A 20942-nucleotide genomic window follows, 5' to 3' on the forward strand; every position below is an offset into this window, starting at 1 on the left:
GCGTTCACCGCCCGCGGCCGAGCTCCGAGAGCAGCTCGAGGAAGCGTTTGACCTCGAGCGGCTTGGTGAGATAGGCGTAAGCACCCGCCGAGAGCACCCGGTCGATCCGGTTCGGGCTGGCGCTGGCCGAGAGCACGATCACCGGGATGTCGCGGGTCTTGAGGTCGCCCTTGAGCCGCGCGAGCACCGCCTCGCCGCTCATGTCGGGGAGCTCCATGTCCAGGATGATCACATCGGGCCGGTGCTCACGCGCCAGCCGCAGCCCGAGCCCGCCCTGGAGGGCGGCGATGATCCGGGCGGCGCCGATCCGGGCGCAGAGCGACTCGATGAGTCGGAGGTTGGCCGGGTTGTCCTCGATGTAGAGCAGGGTGAGCTCGTGGCCCCCCTCCGGGTCGTCCTGGGCGCGCTCGCCCGGCTCCTCCCGGGGCGACGGGGCCTGGGGGAGCACGAAGTGGAAGGTGGTCCCGACGCCCTCGCGGCTTTCGAAGCCGATCTCGCCGCCCATGAGCTCGACGAAGCGCTTGGCGATCGAAAGCCCGAGACCGGTCCCCTCGCCGCCACCGCGCTCGCGGCCCAGCCGGTCGAAGGGCTCGAAGACCCGATCCCGCATGGCCTCGGGGATGCCGATGCCGGTGTCCTCGACCTCAAAGCGAAGCGTCTCCTCCCCGACGTGCACCCGGACCCAAACCGCGCCCCCCGAGCGGTTATAGCGGATGGCGTTGGTCACCAGGTTGAGCAGCACCTGCACCAGCCGTTGCCGGTCGGCGTAGGCGTAGCGCGAAAGCCCCTCGCCGGAGGGCGGGGAAAGCCGGACCCCGGCCTGGGCGGCGATGGGGCCGGAGAGATCGAGCACCTCGCGCACCACGTCCTCGGCCAGGACCGGCTCCAGCGAGAGCGCCACCCGCTCGGCGTCGACCCGGGCCACGTCGAGCACCTCGTTGATGAGCGCCAGCAGGTGGCGCCCGGCCTTTTGGATGTGCCCCACCTCTTCGCGCTGGGTGGGCGTGAGCTCGTCCATCTCCAAAAGCTGGGCAAACCCAAGCACCGCGTTGAGGGGCGTCCGCAGCTCGTGGCTCATGCGGGAGAGGAAGAGGGTTTTTTCGGCGTTGGCCCGCTTTTCGGCCTCGGCCTTGGCCCTCTCCTCGATGAGCTCGGTCACGTCCTGGATGAAAACGCTCACCGCCTCACCCCGCCCCCGGGCTACGGCGCGGTGCCAGCGCCAGCCCTTCTTGGGGTGGCGGAAGCGGTAGAGGGTCTCGACCTCCTCCGCCTCGCCGGAGGTGACCCGATCGGCGTCGTGCATCAAGGCCTCACGGTCTTCGGGGTGGACGTACTCGATGACGCCCTTCAAAAAGCGCCCGGGCGAACGGCCGAGCTCGGCTTCGTGATAGCAGGTGACCGCCTCGAGGGGCCCGAAGGTCTCGAAGGTGGACCCATCCTTGGCCACGTAGAGCCCGAAGGTCCGCGACTGGGCGAGCGCGGCCTCGAGGGCCTGGCGCGCCTCGCGTTCCCGGGTGAGGTCGAGGAGGAAGCCGACCACCACGCCCTCGGCCAGGCGCCGGGTGCTCACCCGCACCCAGCGCCAGCGGCCCTCGGCATCCTTCAGCCGGTACTCGATCGTGGCCTGGGCCTCGCCCGCCTCGGCGTCGACCCGGGCCTTGACCCGCGACCGGTCTTCGGGGTGGACCAGCTCGGCGCTCAGCTCGCCCCAGGTTTGGCCCACCCACGCCTCGACCGGGTAGCCGAGCAGCTGGGGGAGGTTCGGGCTCACGAAGGTCACCCTGGCCTCGCACCCCTTTCCCTCGCGGCGGAACATGACCACCGGGGCGCTGGCCACGAGCTCCTCGAGGAAGGCCTGGGCCTCGCGCAGCTCGGCCTGCTGCTGCCGCTGGCGGGTGATGTCGACGTCGACGGCCACGTAGTGGGTGACCTCGTTGCCCTGGCGCACCGGGGCCACCGTGGTCAGGGTGACGTAGTGTCGCCCCCCTTTGCCCCGGTTCTCGATCACCCCGCGCCAGACCTCGCCCCGCTTCAGCGACTCGTTCATGGCCCGGTACACCTCGCGCCCCTCGCCGTAGGCCCGGAAGAACTCGGGGGTTTTCCCCAGGGCCTCCTTTGGCGCATACCCCGAGAGCTCGCTGAAGGCGGGGTTGACGTAGAAGATCTTGCGGTCCCGGTCGGTGAGGATCACCGGCGTGGGGGCCTGCTCGATCGCCGCCTGCAGGTAGCGGGTCCTGGCAAACACCTCCGAGAAGGCCCGGGCCAGCGCCCCGATCTCGTCCTTGCGCTCGGTGGGCAGCGAGGCGGCTTCACCCTGCCCCAGCCGCCGCACGCCGCGGGCCAGGGCCTCGATCGGGCGCACCACCCGCCGCGCCACCATGCCCCCCACGAGCCCGGCCAAAAGGGCGAGCAGCACCCCCGCCCCGGCAAAGCGCAGTGTGGCCCGCAGGATGTAGGCCTTGAATACGCTCATGTCCTCGGCCAGGCGCAGGTAGCCGAGGGGCGGCGCCCCCGGCACCTCGATCGGGACCACCAGCGAGAGCACGCGCCCGGCGTGCTCGATCCGCACGCTGCCCGTCGGGGGAAGCCCACCGATCCGCTCACCCTCGAGGAACACCCCGGGGTCGCCGGTGCGGAAGATGATCCTTCCCTCGGCGTCAGCCACCTCGATACCGAGGAGGTCGCCATCGCCCACACCGCCCACGACCTCGCGAATGCGCCGGAGGTCGCGGTTATAGACCGGGTCGGCGAGGACCTCGGCGAGCAGCCTGGCCTCGGCGAGGGCCCGACCGGTGCGTTCTTCCAGGATCATGCCCCGGAGGTAGAGCGCCCCGTACACCCCAACCAAAAGCGCGCTCACCGCGGCGACCGCGGCGGCGAGGAGGATGATTCTCCGGTAGAGGCTCATGGTCCGATGCTTCAAGGAAGTCTCCGTTTCAGTTCATCGAGAAACCGCTCGGTCTTTTGATCGAGGGGACGAAAGCGCGCCGTCTGGCCAAAGCGAAGCAGGACGCGCCGGCCCTCGGGATCGCCGTCCATTTCGAGGAGCGCCGCCTTCAGGCGGCGGACGAGGGTTGGATCGAGGTCGGGTCGCACCGAAACCAGGTGGCGGGGGATCGGCTCGCTTTGGTAGATGACCAAGAGCCCAGCTGCCCTGCCTTTGGTCAGCGCCCGGAAGGCCTGATCGGAGATGGCCCCGGCGTCGATCCACCCCCGCTGGAGCCAAAAGAGCGTGTTCTCGTCGTCGTAGGTGAAGACGTAGCCCACCGTCCCCGGCGGAACCGGCGCCCGGGGCGAGTCCAGCGCCACCAGGTGCAACCCCGCGGCCTCCAGGGCCAGCCTCGGCACCAGATAGCCCGAGGTGGACCAGGGTTCCTCAAAGCCCACCCGCCGGCCCGAAAGCGCCGGAAGATCGGCGATGGGGCTTCGGGCGCTGGCCACCAGCAGGCTGCGGTAGCTGGCCGCGCCCCCCTTCCAGCGCACCAGGATCGGCTCCAGCCCCAGGGCGAGCACCGGGTAGACGCTGTCGATGTAGACATCGAGCCGGCCCTGCTCGATCAGGGCCCGGGCCTCGGTCAGGTCTTGCGGGAAGATCACCCGCACCCCAATCCCGAGCGCGGCCTCGAGGGCCCGGGCGAGGGGAAGGTAGTCTTTCAGCAAGGCCGAAGGCTCGTCGGTGGTGGTGCCGATGAATATCGGCTCCGGCGCCCTTGCCAGAACCAGACCCCAGGCAAGGAGCGCCGCCAGAAAAACCCCGCGCACCCGCACCCCCACTTGCCCCCATCCTAGCCCCCCGTCAGGATGCGAATGTCGCCGGCAACACACAGTTGCCCGACGATATGATGGGGCATGTCGGCGCTCATCTTCTCCCTGCCCGGCGGAGATCGCTTGCCAATCGTCCCGGAGCTGGCCCTGGCCGCGGGGTTCACCGGGAGAGACCAGGCCGCCGTCAAGGCTCACATCGCCGAGCTCGAGGCCCAGGGCATCCCCCCGCCCCCCGCCGTCCCCGTCCTCTTTCCTCTGCTGCCGCCGCTCCTGACCCAGGCCGCGCAGGTGCCGGTCATCGGGCCCCACACCACGCCCGAGGTCGAGCCGGTGCTCCTCTTTTCGGGGCGCGGCGTCTTCCTCACCGTGGGCAGCGACCACACCGACCGGGCCCTCGAGGCCCACCACGTCACCCTGAGCAAGAACGTCTGCCCCAAACCCCTGGCCAGCGAAGCCTGGCCGGTCGAGGCCGTGCTCGATCGCTGGGACGGGCTGGTCCTCGAGGCCCGAACGCCAAAAGGCACGGTGCAAAAGGGGCGACTGGCCGAGCTCGTCCCCTACCCCGCCCTCCTTCGACTTGCCCGCCGGGCGATTCCCGAGGGCCAGAGCGGGGTCTTTTTCTGCGGCACCATCCCCGCCCAGGCCCCCTGGCCGGCTTTCCCCGCCCCGGTCACCCTGCGTCTTGCCGACCCGGAATCGGGCCGCTCGATCGTCCACCGCTACACCCCGCGCCCCCTCCCCGAGCGCTACGAGGCGGGTCCGGCTCGCTGATCGCGGTCTGGGAACCCCCGCCGGAACGCTCGCCAGGGCGGGGCCTTAGGAAAAGAGCCGGGGCAAAAACAGCGCCAGCTGGGGAAAAGCGATCAGCACCACCACCATGAGGGCCATGGTCACCACGAAGGGCAGCGTGCCCACGATCACCTCCTGCAGCGTGCCCCGCCGGCGAACCCCCTGCACCACGTAGAGGTTGAGCCCGATGGGCGGGGTGATGAGGGCCATCTCGATGAGAATCATCAGCAAAACCCCGAACCACACCGGGTCGTAGCCGAGGGCGAACATCACCGGGGTGATGACCGGGATGGTGGTGATCATGATCGAAAGCGTCTCCATGAAAAGCCCGAGCACCACGTACAGGGCGATGACCGCGAGCAGGGTCTCAAACGGCGTCCAGCCCAGCGCGCGCACGAAGGCGGTGAGGCGATCGGTCAGCCCGATCGAGGCCAACACGAAGTTGAGGAAGTAGGCGCTGGTGATGATCAGCATGATCATCGCCGTGGTGCGCATGGTGCCGGCGATGGCGGTGGCGAGCATGCGGAGCGAAAGCCTGCGATTCGCCGCTGCAAGCCCCAAAGCGGCGAGCACCCCCAGCGCCGCCGACTCGGTGGGGGTGGCGATCCCGGCGTAGATCGACCCGATCACCACCAGGAACAAAAACAGGGGCGGCAGCAGGTGGCCGAGGCTCTGCCAGCGGTCCCTGGCCGTGATCCGCCGCACCTGGCGGACCCCGCCCCGCTCGGGGCGAAGCAGCGTCGCCACCACCACGGTGAGCATGAAGAGCAAAGCGAGCAACGCCCCGGGGATGAAGCCCGCCAGGTAGAGCCGGGGGATCGAGGTGTCGGTGAGGAAGCCGTAGATGATCATGTTGATCGAGGGCGGAATCAGGATGCCGAGGGTGCCGCCGGCGGCGATGGTGCCGGCGAAAAGCCGCTCGTCGTAGCGGTAGCGCCGGGCCTCGGGCAGGGCCACCGTCCCCACCGTGGCCGCGGTGGCCACGCTCGAACCCGAAGTGGCGGCAAAGAGCGCCGAGGTCACGATGTTGGCGTGCATCAACCCGCCGGGGAGCCAGGAGAGCCAGAGGTTCAGGGCCTGGTAGGTCTTGGCGGCGATCCCGGAACGGAGCAGCAGCTCGCCGAGCAGGACGTAGAGGGGAATCGCCACCAAAACGAAGTCGGTGTTGGTGGACCAGGCGATCTCCCCCATGGCCATCTCCAGGGGAAGCGGCGAAAAGAACTTGCTCAGCAAAAGCCCGAGCAACAACAGCACCGCGGCCACCGGCACGCTCAGGAAAAGGAGCGCGAGCAGGAGTAAAAGCGCGACGGTCACCAGCATCTAGGCCTCCCCATGCTCAATCGCCACGCTCTCCAGCTCGTCCTCGAGGACCTGCGACCCGGCGAGGCGCTCCAGGGTCTCAAAGTCCCCGGCGGCGAAAGCGATCAGGCTGCGCAAAAAGATCATGACGTTGACCAGAAAGAACCACCCGAGGCCCAAAAACCAAAGCCCCTGCGGCCACCAAAGCGGCGTCCCGAGCGGGGTGTTGGCGGTGGCCCCCCGGGCGTACGAGGTGGCGTAAACGTCGTAGGCGTAGCGGGCGAGCAAGAAGACGACCCCCGCCAGGACCAAAAGCGAGACCAGGTCGAGCACTGCCCGGACCCGCGGCCCCAGCCGGGCATAGACCACGTCGACCCGGATGTGGCTCCGCTCGAAGAGGGCGTAAGCGAAGGCCCAGCTCGCGCCCACCGCCAGCGCGTAGCTCGAGATCTCATCCGCGCCCCCGAGCGAGCGGCCAAACCCTTTGCGCAGGATCACCTCGAGGCTCACCACCAAGACCGCGACGATGAGCAACCCCCCGCCAAACCACGCCGCCCAGAGCGAAATTCGCCTCGAAACGTCGAGCAAACGATCAAAAACGCGCACCGGCACGCTCCTTCTTAAAGAAACGCTGCCGCCGGGGGCCAGAATGACCCCCGGCCGGATGCCACCTCACTTCACCGGGGCCTCGATGCCAACCACGCGCCCGATGGTTTCGTTCCAGCGCTCGGCACAGTCAGGGCCGCAGCGCGCCGCCCACTTCGGCACCACCGTCTCCACCAGGATCCTTTGCACCAGCGCCCGGTCGGATTCAGACACCGGCACCAAAGTGAGGTTCGCCGGCTGGCCCAGGCTGCAATCGCCCTGGCCGGTGAGGCAGTTCAGGCCCTCCTGCGTCTCGCGCTCGCTGGCCTTCCAGATGGCGTCCTCGAGGCCAGCCGCCTCCTTGAGCAAGAAGGCCTGGGTCTTTTCATCCAGGCTGTTCCAGCGCTTGAGGTTCATCGCCGCCATGACCGGGTCCCAGCCGAGCGGCAGGGGGTAGACGTGGGTCACCACCTCGTACCACTTGGCGTTGTAGCCGGAAGAGGTGCCGGTGATGGCACAGTCGACGACCTTCCGCTGCAAGGCTTGAGGCACCTCGCTGAAGGGCATGGTGACCCCGGTGGCCCCGAGGGCCTCGACGAACTCGGCCAGAGACCGCCCGCTGGTGCGCACCTTCTTGCCTTTCAAATCGGCGAGGCTGGTGATGGGCGCGTTGCAAAAGAGCACCTGCGCCGGGTAAGGATAGACCGCCAGGGCCTTGATGCCGAACTTCTTCTGCACCACCTCGTCGAGGAAGGGTTTGTAGGCCTCGGCCTCCTTGCGCGCCGTCTGGATGTCCATCGCCAGTCCGGCGAGGTCGAGCCCCTCGACCTCGGTCGCGTCCGAGGCCACGTAGTCGAGCACCGTCGAGCCGACGTCAAACAGCCCCTTGCCCAGAAGGCGGAAGATCTCCGCGCCTTTCAGACCCATCTCGTTGAAGGGGCGCACCTCGGTGGTGATCTGCCCGCCGGTCTTTTCGGGAATGGTCTTTTCCCAAAACGGCTTTTCGTAGGCCTTGAACATGGTGAGGTGGCCCCAGGTGCCCACCACGTTGAGGTGGAGCTTGGGGAAACCCTGCCCCAGGGCCACCGCGAAGAATGCCGCCAATGCCCAGATCCATCCCTGCTTCTTCATCGCTTCCTCCTTCCGCGACCGCTGGCCGCTTGTTGCCTAAAGCAAGGTCATCGCCGCGTTCTTGAGGTCGGTGATCAGCATCGAGCCGGGCCTGTGGGTGATGGTGAGCTCGGGCCGGGCGTTGGCGATGGCCACCTGGGTGGTGACCCCGCAGGCCCAAAACACCGGGATCTCCCCGGGGCGCAGCTCGACCGCGTCGCCCCAGTCGGGGCGGGCGAGGTCCTGGATGCCGATCGCCCCGGGATCACCCAGGTGCACCGGCGCCCCGTGGGCAAAGGGGTAGCGGCTGGTGATCTGCACCGCCCGGATCGCCGCCGCCGGGGGCATGGGGCGCATGGTGACCACCAGCTCGCCGCGAAAAGGGCCGGCGGGCCGGGTCATGATGTTGGTGCGGAACATGGCCGCGTTGCTCCCCTGCTCCAGATGGCGCACCGGTACCCCGGCGTCGACGAGCGCTTCCTCAAAGGAAAACGAACAACCGAGCACGAAGGTCACCAGGTCGTCCCGCCAGAGATCGCGGATGTCGGTGGGCTCCTCCAAAAGCTCCCCCTCCCGGAAGACGCGGTAGCGGGGCACGTCGGTGCGGATGTCGAGGTCCTGGCCCAGTTCGGGGAGCGTGGGGTCGCCGGGGTCCGACATCGCGAGCAGCGGACAGGGCCTCGGGTTGCGCTGGCAGTAGGCGAGAAAGTCGAAGGCCCAGCGCTTGGGGAGGATCACCACGTTGCCCTGCACGTGCCCCCTGGCGTACCCGGCGGTGTGCCCGGTAAAGCGACCCGCCCGGATCGCCGCCCGGAGAGCCTTGAGGGGCGTGTCCTTGGGCAAGCTCACGCCTCCACCTCCCCGATCCGGGGCACGAAGTCGTAGCCCCGGATCGACTTCGCTCGGGGGAAGGGGTAGGTCTTTTTGCTGTGGGAGAGCCCCGTCTTCACCAGGAGTTCGGCCAGCCGGAGCCCGGCCTCCACCGGGTCGACCACCGGCACCTCGCCCACCCCCGACTGGACCTCCTTGGCCACGCCGCACATCCCGGTGCAGCCGAAGATGATCACATCGGCGCCGTCGTCCCGCACGGCGGCCCGGGACTCACGAACCAGGGCTTCGACCATGGCCCCGGGGTCTTGGTGCAGCTCGAGGACGGGAATGTCCACCGACCGCACCGAGGCCAGCTTCTCGGCGACGCCGTACACCCTGGCATGGTTCCAAAACATCGGCACCACCGAATCTAAGACCGTGACCACGGAAAAACGCTGCCCCAGCATCGCCGCCAGGTGCATGCTCGCCTCGCAGGGGCCCACGACCGGGATGCGCACCGCCTCGCGCGCCGCCTTGAGGCCGGGATCGCCCATGCAGTCGATGAAGGCCGCGTCGGCGCCGTTTTTCTCGCCCTCGATGATCTTGGCCACCGTTTGCGGCACCGCCAGCATCTCGTCGAACTCGGACTCGATCGAGGCCGGGCCCACCTCGAGGGTGGTGTGGACGATCTCGGTGTCGGGATCGACCATGGCCGAAAACTCGTCGGCAACGTGCAGCCCCGGGGTGGTAATCGGGGTCACAACCAGGAGTTTCACTTCGCTTGCCTCCCTCCCGCGCTCTGGCGTAGGGCCAACCTACCCCCGCCCGCTCCCGAGGGCCATGTCCCCAAACGACAATTGCGGCCTTTGGGGGTTGTCGATCCCGGACAACGGCCAAGCCTTGGCTTTGCCGGCATGCTAAGCGAAGACCTGCGTCTTTTCAAGCGAGCGGTGTGAGATCGCACTCGCGGTCGCGCCATGCGACCCGCCGGGGGCTTAGGCTAGGACCATGGAGCCCATCGACTTCCGCAGCGACACCCTCACCCGTCCCACCCCGGCCATGCGCCGGGCCATGGCCGAGGCCGAGGTGGGGGACGACGTCTACGGCGAGGACCCCACCGTCCGCCGCCTCGAGGCGACCGTCGCCGAGCGGCTCGGGTTCGAAGCCGCGGTCTTCACCCCCTCAGGCACCATGGCCAACCAGATCGCGGTCCTTCTCCACGCCCGGCGGGGGGCTGAAATCCTCGCCCCCGAGGGGGCCCACGTCTTCGAGTTCGAGCTCGGCGGGCCCGCCCTTTTGGCCGGGGCCCTCATCCGCACCCTCCCGGCGCCGGGCGGCCGCCCGGCGCCAGAGGCGGTGATCCAGGCGGTGCACAATAGCCCCCACCAGGCCCCCACCGCCGCCCTGTTTTTGGAAAACACCCACAACCTCGCCGGGGGGACGGTGCTGCCGCTCGAACTCAAAAACGCCCTGCTCGAGACGGCCAAGACCGCCGGGCTTTCCACCCACCTCGACGGGGCCAGGCTCTGGAACGCGAGCGTGGCGACCGGTGCCCCGCCGGGCGAGCTGGCCCGAGGCTTCGACACCGCGATGGTGTCGTTCTCAAAAGGGCTCGGCGCCCCGGTGGGGAGCGCGCTCCTCGTGCCCCGGGCGCTTGAAGCCGAGGCCCGGCGCTACCGCAAGATCCTCGGGGGCGGCATGCGCCAGGCCGGGGTGCTGGCGGCGGCGGCGCTGGTGGCCCTTCGCGACTGGGAGGCGGTCATCGCCGAGGACCACCAAAAGGCCCGCTCGCTCGCCGATGGGCTTGCTGCCCTCGGCCACCGCGTCGATCCGCCGCCGGAGACCAACATGGTCTACCTCGAGGTCGAGGACGCCCCCGCCTTTTGCCAGCGGCTTGCCTCGCTGGGCATTCTGGCGCTGCCGCTCGGGGCCACTCGGGTGCGCTTCGTCACCCACCGCGATCTGGCGCCCGAGGATGTCGCCGAGGCGCTAAGACGCTTGCAGGCGCTCTAGATAGTCGCGCCAGGGGCGGTGCCCTGCGGCCTCGGCCTCGCGCCGGGCCATGGCCAGGGCCCCGGGGTCGCCGCCCGCTTTATAGAGGGCGAAGAGGGCACGGCTCGCCGCGTAGGCGTCTCGCATCTCCCGGGCCTTGCGGAAAGCTTTTTCCGCCAGCTCTTTGGCCTTGGCTTTTCCCTTGCCCCAGTCGGCCTGCGCCTCCGCCAGCAACGCCTGGCTGATGGCGGAAAAGGGCCGCCCCACCATCTCCTGCAACCCCATCGCCACCGCCAGGGGCCCGGTCGCCGCTTCCTTGGGCTTTCCCATGCGCAAAAGCGCCTCGCCCTCGAGCAAGAGCGCCATCAAGAGGAGGTCCACCGCCTTTGCCCGCTCGGCCACCTCGCGAACCTCGCGCGCCCGCGAAAGCGCCGTCTCGGCCGCGCCCAGCAGCACCTCGACGCCGCCCAGGTGCAAAAGCGCCCAGTAACGCTCGTCGTACTCGGTCTCCAAAAGCGCCGAGAGCCAGCGGCGGCCCTCTTCCACCTCGCCAGCGCGCAACTGGGCCGCCCCCAGGTTGAGCATCGCCCGCGGGCGCGTCCGCTCCGGAACCTCATCCAGCACCGCCTCGATCACCCGGGCGGTGTCGGCGGGCCGGTTCATCCGCCAGTACAGGTCGGCGAGGTCGAGCGCGGTGCGGGCCTCGAGGGGAAACCCCGCCTCCATGGACCGGAGCAGGGGCTCGGCTTCGTCCGGCCGCCGCTGATCCAGCAGGTGGGCGGCATACCCGAGCGCGGTGGCCCAGAGCCCGGCCAGGGTCTCCTGCCGCTCCTTTTGCAACCACTCGGCAAACGTCGGCAGAGGGCTCTCAAACCCCTCGGCTAAAACGCCATACAGCGCGCGCACCTTCTCGAGGTCACGGTAGGCCTCCTGCCAAAAATCCACCACGTCGCTGGTCAACGAAAGCCGCAGGTCGGTGCCCTGGGCCTCGAGAAGTTCGTCATAGGGCGAGCCCTTGACGGCCTGGAGCGCCTCGGCGAGCGGCGGGATCACCGCCCGCACCTCTTCCACCGGGCGCCAGCCCGGTCGGGCCGCCAGGTAGATGATGAGCTCCGCGCCCGGCGAAGGAGGAAGGTCGTCGGGAACGCTTCCCAAAAGCGAGATCTTTTTCTCAGCCACCCAAGCCTCCTTTCCCCGTGCACACCCTCACGGGCCCGACGCCTCGTCCCAGCTGGCGACGATCTTGTAATAAACCAGGGCCGAGAACACCACGCTGCCCCGCTCCGCGGTGGTGGAGAACTTTACATCGAGCAACAACGCACCCTCAGGAAGGGCCTCCAGGAGCCGGTTGAGCCGCTCTTCGAAGAGATCGGGATCGGTGCCGGTCACCACCCGGAATCGGATCTCCTCCATGGCCACACCTTACCAGGAGGGCAAACGTCCCATCGACGGTCGCCGCCGTGAATCGCGAGCCTTTTCCATCGCCCAAACGCCGTAGAATGGACACACTATGGGTTCCGATCTTGAAGCCGAACTTCGGAAGGCCACCTCCGAAGTGATCCTGAGCCAGCTCGAGGGCCGGGGGGCGCTCTTCGCCGTCACCGAGAGCGAGCTGATCTACATCGACCAGGGCGGCACGCAACGCGCCCCTCTCCGCGAGGTTCGCAAGGTTTCGGCCGGAAAGTCCGGCCGGCTGACGATCGCCGGTCCCGACGCCACCTTCATCGAGGCCAAGGTGGCCGATTTCGACCTGGCCGAGCTCAAAGCCTTCTTCGAAAACATCAAGGCCCACGTGGCCCGCGCCCGCAAAGCCCAACCCGAGCCGGCTGTGGAACCGCCCCCGCCTCCCGAACCACAAGCCCCGGCCCAGGCCGAGCCCGTCGAGCCGCCGCCGCTGGTCCCCGAGCCAGAGCCGCCGGTGACCGACCCCGTCCCGCCACCTGAGGTCGAACCCGCCCCGCCGCCGGTGGCACCGGAGTCCCAGGAATCCCCAGCACGCCGCGGCCGGCTCTCGCTGCCGCTGAAGTTCACCGGCCTTCTGACCGCCCTCTTTGGCCTGGCCAGCTTCGTCCTCTTCCCCGACGCCGACCCCATGCTCCTGATCGGTGTCCTCATCGGGGCGCTGGGGCTCGCCCTGGTGGAGTGGAAGGTTGCCGACCTCTGAACGACGCCTCGCCTTCGCCCTCGCCTTCCTCACCCTCCTGGCCGGGATTTGGGGGCTTTGGCCCCACGTGACCCTGCGTTTTGTCCCCGCCCGCCTCGTGGTCCAGACCTATGCCCCCGAGGCCCGGCCACGGGTTTCGCTCAACCGGGCCAGCCGCGCCGAACTCGAGGCCCTCCCCGGCGTCGGCCCCGCGCTCGCCGAGCGCATCATCGCGCACCGGCCCTACCTCCGTATCGACGATCTCCTGCGGGTTCCCGGCATCGGCCCCAGGCTCTTTGCCCGAATCGCCCCCCTGGTCACGCCCTAGGCGTTCGTCACAGATCACCGCAAAAACCGAGCGCCGGGAAGAGAATGACCGGTGGTGGTATCCGTCCCCCCGGTCTACGCGCTGGCCCTCGGGGCCCTTTTGGTCGCGTCCTCGACCCTCGTCCCCTGGAGCCTCGCCGGCCTTGGCCTGGCCGCTTTCCTGACCAAACCCGGGCGCTGGGCCCTGCTCGCCGGCGGGCTGGTGGTGGCGATCGGCCTCCTCGTCCACAGAAACCCCTGGCCGGCCGACTACGGCCAGCCCGTGGTCCTCACCGGCCAGCTGCAAAACGGCTTCCTCCGCACCGAGCGGGGCGTGGTGTGGGTCAAGCGCTACCCCCGACCCCCCGACGGTTGGGTCAGGGTCGCGGGCACCCTAAAGCCCCCCTCGCCGCCGAAAAATCCCGGCGGCTTCGACGAGCGAACCTGGCTGCGCGGGCTCGGGATCTTCGCGGTGATCAAAGCCCGCGAGATCACCCAGCTGGAACCCCCCGCCCCGTCGCTCAGGAAGCGGCTGGAAGGCGTGCTCACCCGTGAGCTCTCCCCCGAGGTCGGGGCCCTGGCGGCGGCGATCGTCCTCGGAGACCGGCAGCGGCTCGGCGATCTTCAGGCGACGTTCCAGGCCGCGGGCCTGGCCCACCTGCTCGCGCTCTCCGGGCTTCACGTGGGCATCCTGGCCGGGTTTTTGACCCTCTTGCTCTTCCCCCTGGGCCGCTACCGCTACCCCGTCGTCGCCGTCCTGCTCCTCGGTTACTGGCAGCTGGCCCTGGCCTCGCCGAGCCTGACCCGGGCCACGCTGATGGCGGTGACCATCTTCGCGCTCCTCTTCCTGGGCCGGGGCCGGCTTCCCCTGGGGCAGGCGCTGGCGCTGGCGCTCACCGTGCAGCTCGCGCTCAACCCCTACGCCATGGCCAGCCTTTCTTTCCAGCTCTCCTACCTGGCGCTGGCCGGCCTCGGGCTCTTCCTGCCCCTCATCCTTAACCGCCCCCTGCCCCTCCGTCCCCTTTGGGTCGCACCCGCCACCACCCTGGCCGCCATCTCGCTCTCGGTACCGCTGATCCTCGACCGCTTTCACGCCCTGCCACTCCTTTCGCCACTCGCCAATCTGCTCGCCATTCCCCTGGTGACCATCTTCGTACCCCTGGGCATGGCCAAGGCCGCGGGACTGGCCGGGATCGCCCCGGCCCTCGAGGTCACCGGCCAGGCCCTCATCGCCGTGGCCCGGCGCTTCGCCCAGGGGCCGGCCCTCACCTGGGGCGAGGTATCCCCGGCGGGCTACCTGCTCTACTACACCGCCCTGGCCGCGCTCTACGCCTGGATGCGGGGCCGCTTGCGGCCCTCGATGGCGCTGGCCCTCATCCTCTTCAGCGCCCTTTTCTCACTGTTGCCAGCCCGCCTGCCCGAGCTCGACCTCTGGCAGCTCGATGTCGGCGAGGGCCACGCGACGCTCCTCCGCTTCCCCGGCGGGGTTGAGGCCCTCGTCGACACCGGCGCTCCCTGGGCCGCGAGCCGGGTCATCCGCGCCCTGGACGCCCTCGGCATCGACGACCTCGACCTCCTGGTGCTCACCCACCCCGACCAGGACCACGCCGGCGCCGCGCCGGAGATCCTCTCATCCAAAGCGGTGGGGGCGCTCGCGGTGAGCGTTTTTTACCCCGAAGATGATCCCGCCATCCGCCTGGCCCGGGAGCGGGGCATCCCGGTCCTCCGCCTGGCCTATGGCGATGTCCTCGAGCTGGGGCCGGCCCGGATCAGCGTTTGGAACCCGAGGGCCGTCACTCCCCGAAGCGACAACGCCCGCAGCCTGGTCCTTTTGTTTTCCTGGCGCACTCGCCGGGTGATGGTTCTCGGCGACCTCCCCGCCCGCTACGAAGACGGGCTGCCCCAACTGCCCCTCGACGTCCTGGTCGCAAGCCACCACGGCGCCGAGAACGGCACCGGACCCCTGCTCCTCGAACGCACGCGCCCGCGGGTGGTCCTGATCGGAGTGGGGCCCAACCGCTTCGGCCACCCCAGCCCCAGCACCCTGGAACGCCTTCAAAAAACCCCGGCGGCGGTGTACCGAACCGACGCCTCCGGCGCCATCGAGGTTCGCATGGCCCCCTAAACCCTCAGCGAGCGCCGTACGCCCTGCACCAAACCGATGCCGGATTGGCGATGGTTTTGCGTTTTTTCCGGGATCCCGCCCTGGCTTTGGCCACGGCGGAGAGGCTTAGCCCTCGTACCCGAGCAGGTCCAAGAGCGCCTGGAGTTCCTCAGCCGAGGCGTAGTGGAGTTCGATCCGTCCCCGGCGGTGGCCGGTGATCCGGACCCGAACCCCGAGCCGGGCCTCGAGGGCCGCCGCCACTTCCGGGTAGGCCTGGCGTTTTTGGGGTGGCTGGCCGAGGCGCGCCTTGAGCCGCTCGGCCTCCCGCACGCTGAGCTGGCGAGAAAGAATCTCGCGCAGACCCCACAGCCGCTTCGATTCGGGGAGCATGAGCAAGGCCCGGGCGTGCCCCGGGGTGATCGTTCCCTGCTCGAGGGCCTCAAGCGCCGCCCGGGGGAGTTGCAACAGCCGGAGGGCGTTGGCCACCGTACTCCGCGCCTTGCCGACCCGGGCCGCCACCTCCTCCTGGGAAAGCCCGAGGTCGATGAGGCGCTGGTACCCGAGCGCTTCTTCCACCGGGTTGAGGTCCTCCCGCTGGAGGTTTTCCACCAAAGCCAGCTCGAGCGCCTCCTGGTCGCTCATCTCCCGGATGATCGCCGGGACCTCGGTCAGTCCCGCCAGCTGCGCGGCCCGGAACCGGCGCTCGCCGGCCACCAGCTCGTAGCCGTCGCCCTTCGGGCGCACCAGAAGGGGCTGCAAGACCCCCTTCGCCCGCACCGACTCGGCGAGTTCCTGCAGCGACGCCTCGTTGAAACGACGCCGTGGCTGAAAGGGCCCGGGCTCGATCAAGGCCAGGGGGAGCTGACTCATGCGCACGCCCTCGCTGGGCAGGAGCGCGTCAAGGCCACGTCCCAGCCCGCTACGCCGTTTCGACACGTTCGATCACCTCCCGCGCCAGCGCGTGGTACGCCCAGGCCGGCGGCGTGTGGGGCGCGTAGCGAACGATCGGCAACCCGTGGCTCGGGGATTCGGCCAGCCGCACGCTTCGCGGAATCACGGTCTTAAAGACCCGCGCACCGAAGTGCCGTCGCACCTCTTCCTCCACCTGCCGCGAAAGCAGGGTTCGACGGTCGTACATCGTGAGCAGGATACCAAGAAGTCGCAGGCGGGGGTTGAGTCGGAGCCGGACCCGCTCGAGGGTGGCGAGCAGCGCCGCCAGACCCTCGAGGGCGTAGTACTCGGCCTGCAGGGGGACCAAAATCGTATCGGCGGCGGCCATCGCCGCCAGCGAGAGGGGGCTGATGCTGGGCGGGGTGTCCAGGATGGCGTAATCGTAGCCCGCTGCCGCCCTCGCCAGGCGCCTGGCGAGGGCAGCGGCTTCCGCCGGCTCGGCCATCACCGAGAGGAGGTCCTCTCCCGCCGGCAGCAGGTCGAATTCGAGCGATTCAAGGCGAATTTTTACCGGCTCGAGCTCGACCTCACCCAGCAAGTACGTCCCCACGTCCTGCTCCGGCGGCCCAACCCCCAGCCCCGAGGTGGCGTTGCCCTGGGCGTCGAGGTCCACGAGCAACACCCGCCGCCCCTTGTCGGCCAGGCTCGCCGCCAGGTTGATGGCGGTGGTCGTCTTCCCCACGCCCCCTTTCTGGTTGGCGATGGCGATCTTCATCCTTCCCCCACCCTTACCGCGACCAGCGACCCGCCCCCCTCGAGGCGTTTCACGTGAAACACCTCCGCCGGCACCAGGGCGGCCAGCGCCTCGACTTCCTGCGTCCAATCCTCCCCCTTGCGCGAAACCAGAACCAGAGGAAGCCTCACCAGGTGACGGACCGACCGGTACACGTCGGCGAACGGCGCGACCGCCTGGGCGGTCACGTGATTCACCTTGAGCCGCAATGTCCGGACGTCGTCGGCGTGGACGCGAACGTTGTTGAGGTTCAGCTTGGCCACCGCCAGCGACAGAAAGGCGGCCCGCTTCTGGCGCCGTTCGACCAGGACCAGCGTCAGGTCGGGGCGGGCAATGGCCAGCGGAATCGCCGGCCAGCCGGCCCCCGAGCCCAGATCGAGCACTTCGGCCCCGGTGGGCAGCACCTCGCCGTAGGCCAAGGCGTCCCGCAACTGACGGTCGGGGTGCTCGAGGACGCGGGCCGAGGAGAGGTCGGCGACCCTCCCGTATTCGCGGAGCAGGTCGAGGTAGGCCTCGAGGCGCGCCCTCACCGCGCCCCCCTCGAGCGCTTGGCCAGGTGAACGAGCAGCGCTGTGACATCGGAGTCACGAACGCCGGGAATCCGGGCCGCTTCGGCCAGGTTCCGCGGGCGCTGGCGGCTCAGTCGCTCTTGGGCCTCCTTGCTCAGCGAAGGCACCCCTGAGTAGTCGAGCGACCGTGGCAGCGGGTGCGCCGCCAGCTCGGCGAAGCGCTGGCGCAAGCGTTCCTGGCGCTCGATGTATCCGGCGTACTTGGCGCGGATTTCGACCTGCCGGCGGACCTCCGGGTCGAGGGGTTCCTCGGGCGGACCGATCAGCTCGAGGACCTCGGTGTAGGTCACCTCTGGCCGCCGCAGGTAGTGCAGGGCGCTGGTTCCGGCGATCCGGGCGTTCGCCAGCCGGGAAAGCTCGCGCTCAACCCGGGCATACTTCCGCTCGACGGCCTCGAGGCGGGCCTTCGGCAAGAGCCCCCAGGCCACGCCCTTGGGCACCAGGCGCTCGTCGGCGTTGTCGCCTCGAATGAGGAGCCTGAGCTCGACGCGCGAGGTCATCATTCGGTAGGGCTCGTCGACGCCCTTGCTCACCAGGTCATCCACCATGACCCCCAGATAGCTCGAGCTGCGGGGCAGGTGCACCTCATCGAGGCCCGCCGCCCAGCGGGCGGCGTTCACCCCGGCGAGGAGGCCAAGCGCCGCCGCCTCCTCGTATCCCGAGGTGCCGAGAATCTGCCCGGCGAAGAAGAGCCCCTCGACATGGCGCGACATCAGCCCCCAGGTGACCTCGGTGGGGTCCACCGCGTCGTACTCCACCGCGTAGGCATACCGCTGGATGACGGCGCGTTCCAAGCCCGGAAGCGAACGCACCATCGCCTCTTGCAGGGCCGGGGGGAGGCTGGTGGAAAAGCCTTGCAAATACACCTCGCTGGTGTGGAGCCCGTCGGGCTCGACGAAGAGGATGTGGCTGTCTTTGTCGGCGAACCGGACCACCTTGTCCTCAATCGAAGGGCAGTAACGGGGGCCCACCGCCGAGACATCCCCGGCGTAAAGGGGGGAGAGCGCGAGGTTGGCGGTAATGAGCCGGTGGGTTTGTGTCGTGGTCCTGGTCATCCAGGTCGGGTGGGCGCTGGCGTGAGGCCCCGCCCGCCCGGAAAAGCTTCCCGGCGGTTCGTCCGGCGGCACCTCGGTCAGGTCAGAAAAATCAATGGTGTCGCGGCGCAGGCGCGGCGGGGTCCCGGTTTTGAACCGCTGCAGGCGGTGACCGAGCGCCGCCAGGTGGCCCGAAAGGTGGGTCGCCGGGGGTTCGCCCTGGCGGCCGGCGGGGCGCGAGCGGCGCCCGTACCAGACCTTCCCCCGCAAAAACGTCCCCGCGGCCACCACCACGGCGCCTGCGCCGAGCGCCCGGCCGTCGCTGGTCAGGACTCCGGTTATTCGGCGGCCCTCGAGACGCAGCCGCGCCGCCTCGCCCCGGACCGCCGTGACGTTCGGGTGCGAGAAGAGGAGGTCTTGGACCTCGAGGGCGTACAGGTCCCGATCGACCTGTACCCTCAGGCTCTGAACCGCCGGCCCCTTCGAGCGGTTCAGCACCCGGGTGTGAATCGCAGCCGCGTCGGCGGCTCGCCCCATCACCCCTCCCAGGGCGTGAACCTCGTGCACGAGCTGGCTCTTGCCGGGTCCGCCCACCGCCGGGTTGCAGGGCATGGCGCCGATGCGCTGCGGGTCGAGGGTCAGCACCGCGACCCGAGCGCCGAGGCGGGCGGCCGCGTACGCCGCTTCCACCCCGGCGTGCCCCCCGCCGATCACCACGACGTCGAACGTTTCACGTGAAACGCCCATCGCTTACAAGGTAACACGGGGGGCCGCCGCCCCAGATGCCCCCTAACCTTCGCCGTCGGGGTCGGCACCCAAGCGACGGAGGAGGTCCTCCAGCGCCTCTTCCCGGGTCCGCCCCTCGCCCCAGCCGAAGAGGATGTCATCGAAAAAAGCCAGCGCCTGACCCTTCTCGTCGTCGTAGGCCAGCCGGTAACCAAGACTCGCTACCATTCGCTCAAGCCGCGCGATCCTCTCTTCCATAGCTTCCCCAGACGTGATATTTTATTACCTCACCGGAAGAGGCGCCCGGTCCACCTCACACCCCGGCCTGGGGTAGACTGCCAAAGCGAAGACCCAGCCCGTGTCGAGCCGGAGGCAACCGCATCGCCACAGCCTTTCTCTGGGCTTAAAATGAAGGTTCCTGGGGGTGCACGGTGATCACCGAAGCAGAAATCTGGCAAGAAGCGCTCAACTACATCCGAGAACGCATCACCGAGGTCGAGTACCATACTTGGTTTGAACGCATCCAACCCCTGGGGATCGAGGGTGGCGAGCTCACGCTCGGCGTACCCACCACCTTCGCCAGCGAGTGGGTGCAAAAGCACTACGCCGGCCTCATCAAGGAGGCCCTCATGCGCCTCGGCGCCGCAAGCCCCCGCTTCGCGCTGAGGGTCGTTCCCGGTCAGGCGGTGCAGGAGAACATCTTCGCCCACGTGCCGGTCAGCAGCGAGAACGGCAGCGCCAGCCGTAGCAAGCTCAACCCCAAGTACACCTTCGAAAACTTCGTCGTCGGCCCCAACAACCAGATGGCCCACGCCGCCGCGCTCGCGGTCGCCGAATCTCCGGCCAAGGCCTACAATCCGCTTTTCATCTACGGCGGTGTGGGGCTTGGGAAGACCCACCTGATGCACGCCGTCGGCCACTATGTGGCCCGGAAGAACCCCAAGGCCAAGATCGCCTACGTCTCCACCGAAACCTTCACCAACGATCTCATCAATGCCATCAAGGAAGACCGGATGAGTGAGTTCCGCGAGCGCTACCGCTCGGTGGACCTGCTCCTGGTCGACGACATCCAGTTCATCGCCGGGAAAGAGCGGACCCAGGAGGAGTTTTTCCACACCTTCAACGCCCTCTATGAAAACCACAAGCAGATCATCCTGTCTTCCGACCGCACCCCCCGAGAAATCCAAACCCTCGAATCCCGACTCCGGAGCCGCTTCGAGTGGGGGCTGATCACCGACATCCAGCCGCCCGACCTGGAAACGCGAATCGCCATCCTGAAGATGAACGCCGAGTACCGGGGGGTTGAGATCCCGGAAGACGTCCTCGAGTTCATCGCCCGGAGGATCACATCGAACATCCGCGAGCTCGAGGGCGCCCTGGTCCGGCTCATCGCCTACGCCTCGCTCAACGGGGTCGAGATCAGCCGGGCGGTGGCCGCCCGCGCCCTGTCGAACGTCTTCACCCAGGAACAGCGCGAGGTCTCCATGGACGACATCCTGGGCGCGGTTGCGGAGTGGTTCGGCGTCAAGCCGGAAGAGATCAAGGGCAAGGGGCGCTCCAAGGAGATCGTCGTTCCCCGCCAGCTGGCGATGTACCTCATCCGGGAAAAAACCGGGGCTTCGTTCCCCGAGATCGGACAGTACTTCGGGGGGCGCGACCACACGACGGTCCTGTACGCGGTCCAGAAAGTCAAGAAGGAGATCGCCTCCAACCCCGAGCTTCAGCAGACGGTTGAGGGCATCCTAGGGCGGGTGTACTGAGCTGTGGATAACCCTGTGGAAAACCTGTGGATAACCCTGTGGATAGGGCTGTGGAAAACTCGGCGCCGCTCGGGGCTGTGGAAAACCGGCGGTGTTTTCCCCAGCTTTTCCACAACCACCCTCAACTTTTCCACAGATTTCTCCACAGCGCGAACAGCGTCCCTGACGGCTTTTTTCCCACTTTTCCACAGTTTCCACAGCCCCTACTACTACGACGACTCTCTTTATATCTTTAGGCAAAGATCATCGTAGTAATCTTTAAAGGA

The 20942-nt window shown here is 68.5% G+C and carries 20 protein-coding genes; 6 read left to right on the forward strand and 14 right to left on the reverse strand.

Translation table 11 applies throughout. From position 1 onward, the window contains the following. Nucleotides 1-4 precede the first annotated feature (4 nt). Nucleotides 5-2908 carry an ATP-binding protein gene (locus ACZ5BT_RS05380; protein ID WP_464885584.1) on the reverse strand — a complete coding sequence of 968 codons (2904 nt, stop codon included), beginning with the start codon at nucleotides 2906-2908 and terminating at the stop codon, nucleotides 5-7. An 11-nt stretch (nucleotides 2909-2919) separates the two neighbouring features. Then, complete coding sequence (locus tag ACZ5BT_RS05385; protein ID WP_464885585.1) at nucleotides 2920-3774, reverse strand: phosphate/phosphite/phosphonate ABC transporter substrate-binding protein; 855 nt, start codon at nucleotides 3772-3774, stop codon at nucleotides 2920-2922. A 75-nt stretch (nucleotides 3775-3849) separates the two neighbouring features. On the opposite strand from ACZ5BT_RS05385, the gene ACZ5BT_RS05390 reads away from it, so the two are divergent. Then, a complete protein-coding gene (locus tag ACZ5BT_RS05390; RefSeq protein WP_464885586.1) occupies nucleotides 3850-4536 on the forward strand; it encodes a DUF2848 family protein in 687 nt (228 codons plus the stop codon). Between the two features lie 45 nt (nucleotides 4537-4581). Here ACZ5BT_RS05390 and ACZ5BT_RS05395 read toward each other — a convergent pair whose 3' ends face one another. The 5 genes from ACZ5BT_RS05395 to ACZ5BT_RS05415 all read right to left on the reverse strand — a co-directional run bounded on the left by ACZ5BT_RS05395 (nucleotide 4582) and on the right by ACZ5BT_RS05415 (nucleotide 9134). After that, nucleotides 4582-5874, reverse strand: a complete 1293-nt coding sequence (locus tag ACZ5BT_RS05395) for a TRAP transporter large permease (RefSeq protein ID WP_464885587.1) — start codon at nucleotides 5872-5874, stop codon at nucleotides 4582-4584. Next, on the reverse strand, nucleotides 5875-6459 hold the full coding sequence (locus tag ACZ5BT_RS05400) for a TRAP transporter small permease subunit (protein WP_464885588.1): 585 nt from the start codon (nucleotides 6457-6459) through the stop codon (nucleotides 5875-5877). It abuts the gene before it with no gap. Between the two features lie 66 nt (nucleotides 6460-6525). After that, entirely contained in the window at nucleotides 6526-7569 is a 1044-nt protein-coding gene (locus ACZ5BT_RS05405; RefSeq protein WP_464885589.1) for a TRAP transporter substrate-binding protein, read from the reverse strand. Nucleotides 7570-7605: 36 nt separating this feature from the next. Continuing rightward, nucleotides 7606-8397: a putative hydro-lyase gene (locus tag ACZ5BT_RS05410; RefSeq protein ID WP_464885590.1), complete on the reverse strand. Its 792-nt coding sequence runs from the start codon at nucleotides 8395-8397 to the stop codon at nucleotides 7606-7608. After that, complete coding sequence (locus tag ACZ5BT_RS05415; protein WP_464885591.1) at nucleotides 8394-9134, reverse strand: aspartate/glutamate racemase family protein; 741 nt, start codon at nucleotides 9132-9134, stop codon at nucleotides 8394-8396. Before ACZ5BT_RS05415 ends, ACZ5BT_RS05410 begins: the two co-directional genes overlap by 4 nt. Before the next feature lie 232 nt (nucleotides 9135-9366). Here ACZ5BT_RS05415 and ACZ5BT_RS05420 point away from each other — a divergent pair, with 232 nt between their 5' ends. Continuing rightward, nucleotides 9367-10371 (forward strand): threonine aldolase family protein, encoded by a 1005-nt coding sequence (locus ACZ5BT_RS05420; RefSeq protein ID WP_464885592.1) that lies wholly within the window; start codon nucleotides 9367-9369, stop codon nucleotides 10369-10371. Here ACZ5BT_RS05420 and ACZ5BT_RS05425 read toward each other — a convergent pair. Further along, complete coding sequence (locus tag ACZ5BT_RS05425) at nucleotides 10348-11529, reverse strand: tetratricopeptide repeat protein (RefSeq protein WP_464885593.1); 1182 nt, start codon at nucleotides 11527-11529, stop codon at nucleotides 10348-10350. The genes ACZ5BT_RS05420 and ACZ5BT_RS05425 overlap by 24 nt on opposite strands. Before the next feature lie 27 nt (nucleotides 11530-11556). Next, complete coding sequence (locus ACZ5BT_RS05430; RefSeq protein ID WP_464885594.1) at nucleotides 11557-11763, reverse strand: hypothetical protein; 207 nt, start codon at nucleotides 11761-11763, stop codon at nucleotides 11557-11559. A gap of 97 nt (nucleotides 11764-11860) precedes the next feature. Between ACZ5BT_RS05430 and ACZ5BT_RS05435 the strand changes: the two genes are divergently transcribed. From ACZ5BT_RS05435 to ACZ5BT_RS05445, 3 genes are read left to right on the forward strand one after another with little or no spacing between them, the layout of a single operon-like run. After that, on the forward strand, nucleotides 11861-12514 hold the full coding sequence (locus ACZ5BT_RS05435; RefSeq protein ID WP_464885595.1) for a YcxB family protein: 654 nt from the start codon (nucleotides 11861-11863) through the stop codon (nucleotides 12512-12514). After that, entirely contained in the window at nucleotides 12501-12821 is a 321-nt protein-coding gene (locus ACZ5BT_RS05440; RefSeq protein ID WP_464885596.1) for a ComEA family DNA-binding protein, read from the forward strand. Before ACZ5BT_RS05435 ends, ACZ5BT_RS05440 begins: the two co-directional genes overlap by 14 nt. Before the next feature lie 51 nt (nucleotides 12822-12872). Continuing rightward, entirely contained in the window at nucleotides 12873-14924 is a 2052-nt protein-coding gene (locus tag ACZ5BT_RS05445) for a DNA internalization-related competence protein ComEC/Rec2 (protein ID WP_464885597.1), read from the forward strand. A 105-nt stretch (nucleotides 14925-15029) separates the two neighbouring features. On the opposite strand, the gene ACZ5BT_RS05450 is transcribed toward ACZ5BT_RS05445, so the two are convergent. The 5 genes from ACZ5BT_RS05450 to ACZ5BT_RS05470 are packed head-to-tail and all read right to left on the reverse strand — an operon-like array spanning nucleotide 15030 to nucleotide 19174. Continuing rightward, a complete protein-coding gene (locus ACZ5BT_RS05450) occupies nucleotides 15030-15839 on the reverse strand; it encodes a ParB/RepB/Spo0J family partition protein (protein WP_464885598.1) in 810 nt (269 codons plus the stop codon). Beyond that, entirely contained in the window at nucleotides 15823-16569 is a 747-nt protein-coding gene (locus ACZ5BT_RS05455) for a ParA family protein (RefSeq protein WP_464885599.1), read from the reverse strand. The genes ACZ5BT_RS05450 and ACZ5BT_RS05455 overlap by 17 nt, the downstream gene beginning before the upstream one ends. Then, a complete protein-coding gene (locus ACZ5BT_RS05460) occupies nucleotides 16566-17117 on the reverse strand; it encodes a 16S rRNA (guanine(527)-N(7))-methyltransferase RsmG (RefSeq protein WP_464885600.1) in 552 nt (183 codons plus the stop codon). Before ACZ5BT_RS05460 ends, ACZ5BT_RS05455 begins: the two co-directional genes overlap by 4 nt. After that, nucleotides 17114-18937: a tRNA uridine-5-carboxymethylaminomethyl(34) synthesis enzyme MnmG gene (mnmG, locus tag ACZ5BT_RS05465; protein WP_464885601.1), complete on the reverse strand. Its 1824-nt coding sequence runs from the start codon at nucleotides 18935-18937 to the stop codon at nucleotides 17114-17116. Before mnmG ends, ACZ5BT_RS05460 begins: the two co-directional genes overlap by 4 nt. A gap of 42 nt (nucleotides 18938-18979) precedes the next feature. Then, a complete protein-coding gene (locus ACZ5BT_RS05470; RefSeq protein WP_464885602.1) occupies nucleotides 18980-19174 on the reverse strand; it encodes a hypothetical protein in 195 nt (64 codons plus the stop codon). 176 nt (nucleotides 19175-19350) lie between these two features. Here ACZ5BT_RS05470 and dnaA point away from each other — a divergent pair, with 176 nt between their 5' ends. Then, a complete protein-coding gene (dnaA, locus tag ACZ5BT_RS05475) occupies nucleotides 19351-20676 on the forward strand; it encodes a chromosomal replication initiator protein DnaA (protein ID WP_464885771.1) in 1326 nt (441 codons plus the stop codon). The last annotated feature ends 266 nt before the right edge of the window (nucleotides 20677-20942 follow it).

This window comes from Vulcanithermus mediatlanticus, from assembly GCF_055385885.1.

Bases quoted from the DNA above. Each gene is read 5' to 3' on its own strand.
- ACZ5BT_RS05380 (WP_464885584.1), bottom strand. From the start codon at position 2,908: ATGAGCCTCTACCGGAGAATCATCCTCCTCGCCGCCGCGGTCGCCGCG.
- ACZ5BT_RS05390 (WP_464885586.1), top strand. From the start codon at position 3,850: ATGTCGGCGCTCATCTTCTCCCTGCCCGGCGGAGATCGCTTGCCAATC.
- ACZ5BT_RS05395 (WP_464885587.1), bottom strand. From the start codon at position 5,874: ATGCTGGTGACCGTCGCGCTTTTACTCCTGCTCGCGCTCCTTTTCCTG.
- ACZ5BT_RS05405 (WP_464885589.1), bottom strand. From the start codon at position 7,569: ATGAAGAAGCAGGGATGGATCTGGGCATTGGCGGCATTCTTCGCGGTG.
- ACZ5BT_RS05420 (WP_464885592.1), top strand. From the start codon at position 9,367: ATGGAGCCCATCGACTTCCGCAGCGACACCCTCACCCGTCCCACCCCG.
- ACZ5BT_RS05430 (WP_464885594.1), bottom strand. From the start codon at position 11,763: ATGGAGGAGATCCGATTCCGGGTGGTGACCGGCACCGATCCCGATCTC.
- ACZ5BT_RS05435 (WP_464885595.1), top strand. From the start codon at position 11,861: ATGGGTTCCGATCTTGAAGCCGAACTTCGGAAGGCCACCTCCGAAGTG.
- ACZ5BT_RS05455 (WP_464885599.1), bottom strand. From the start codon at position 16,569: ATGAAGATCGCCATCGCCAACCAGAAAGGGGGCGTGGGGAAGACGACC.
- mnmG (WP_464885601.1), bottom strand. From the start codon at position 18,937: ATGGGCGTTTCACGTGAAACGTTCGACGTCGTGGTGATCGGCGGGGGG.
- ACZ5BT_RS05470 (WP_464885602.1), bottom strand. From the start codon at position 19,174: ATGGAAGAGAGGATCGCGCGGCTTGAGCGAATGGTAGCGAGTCTTGGT.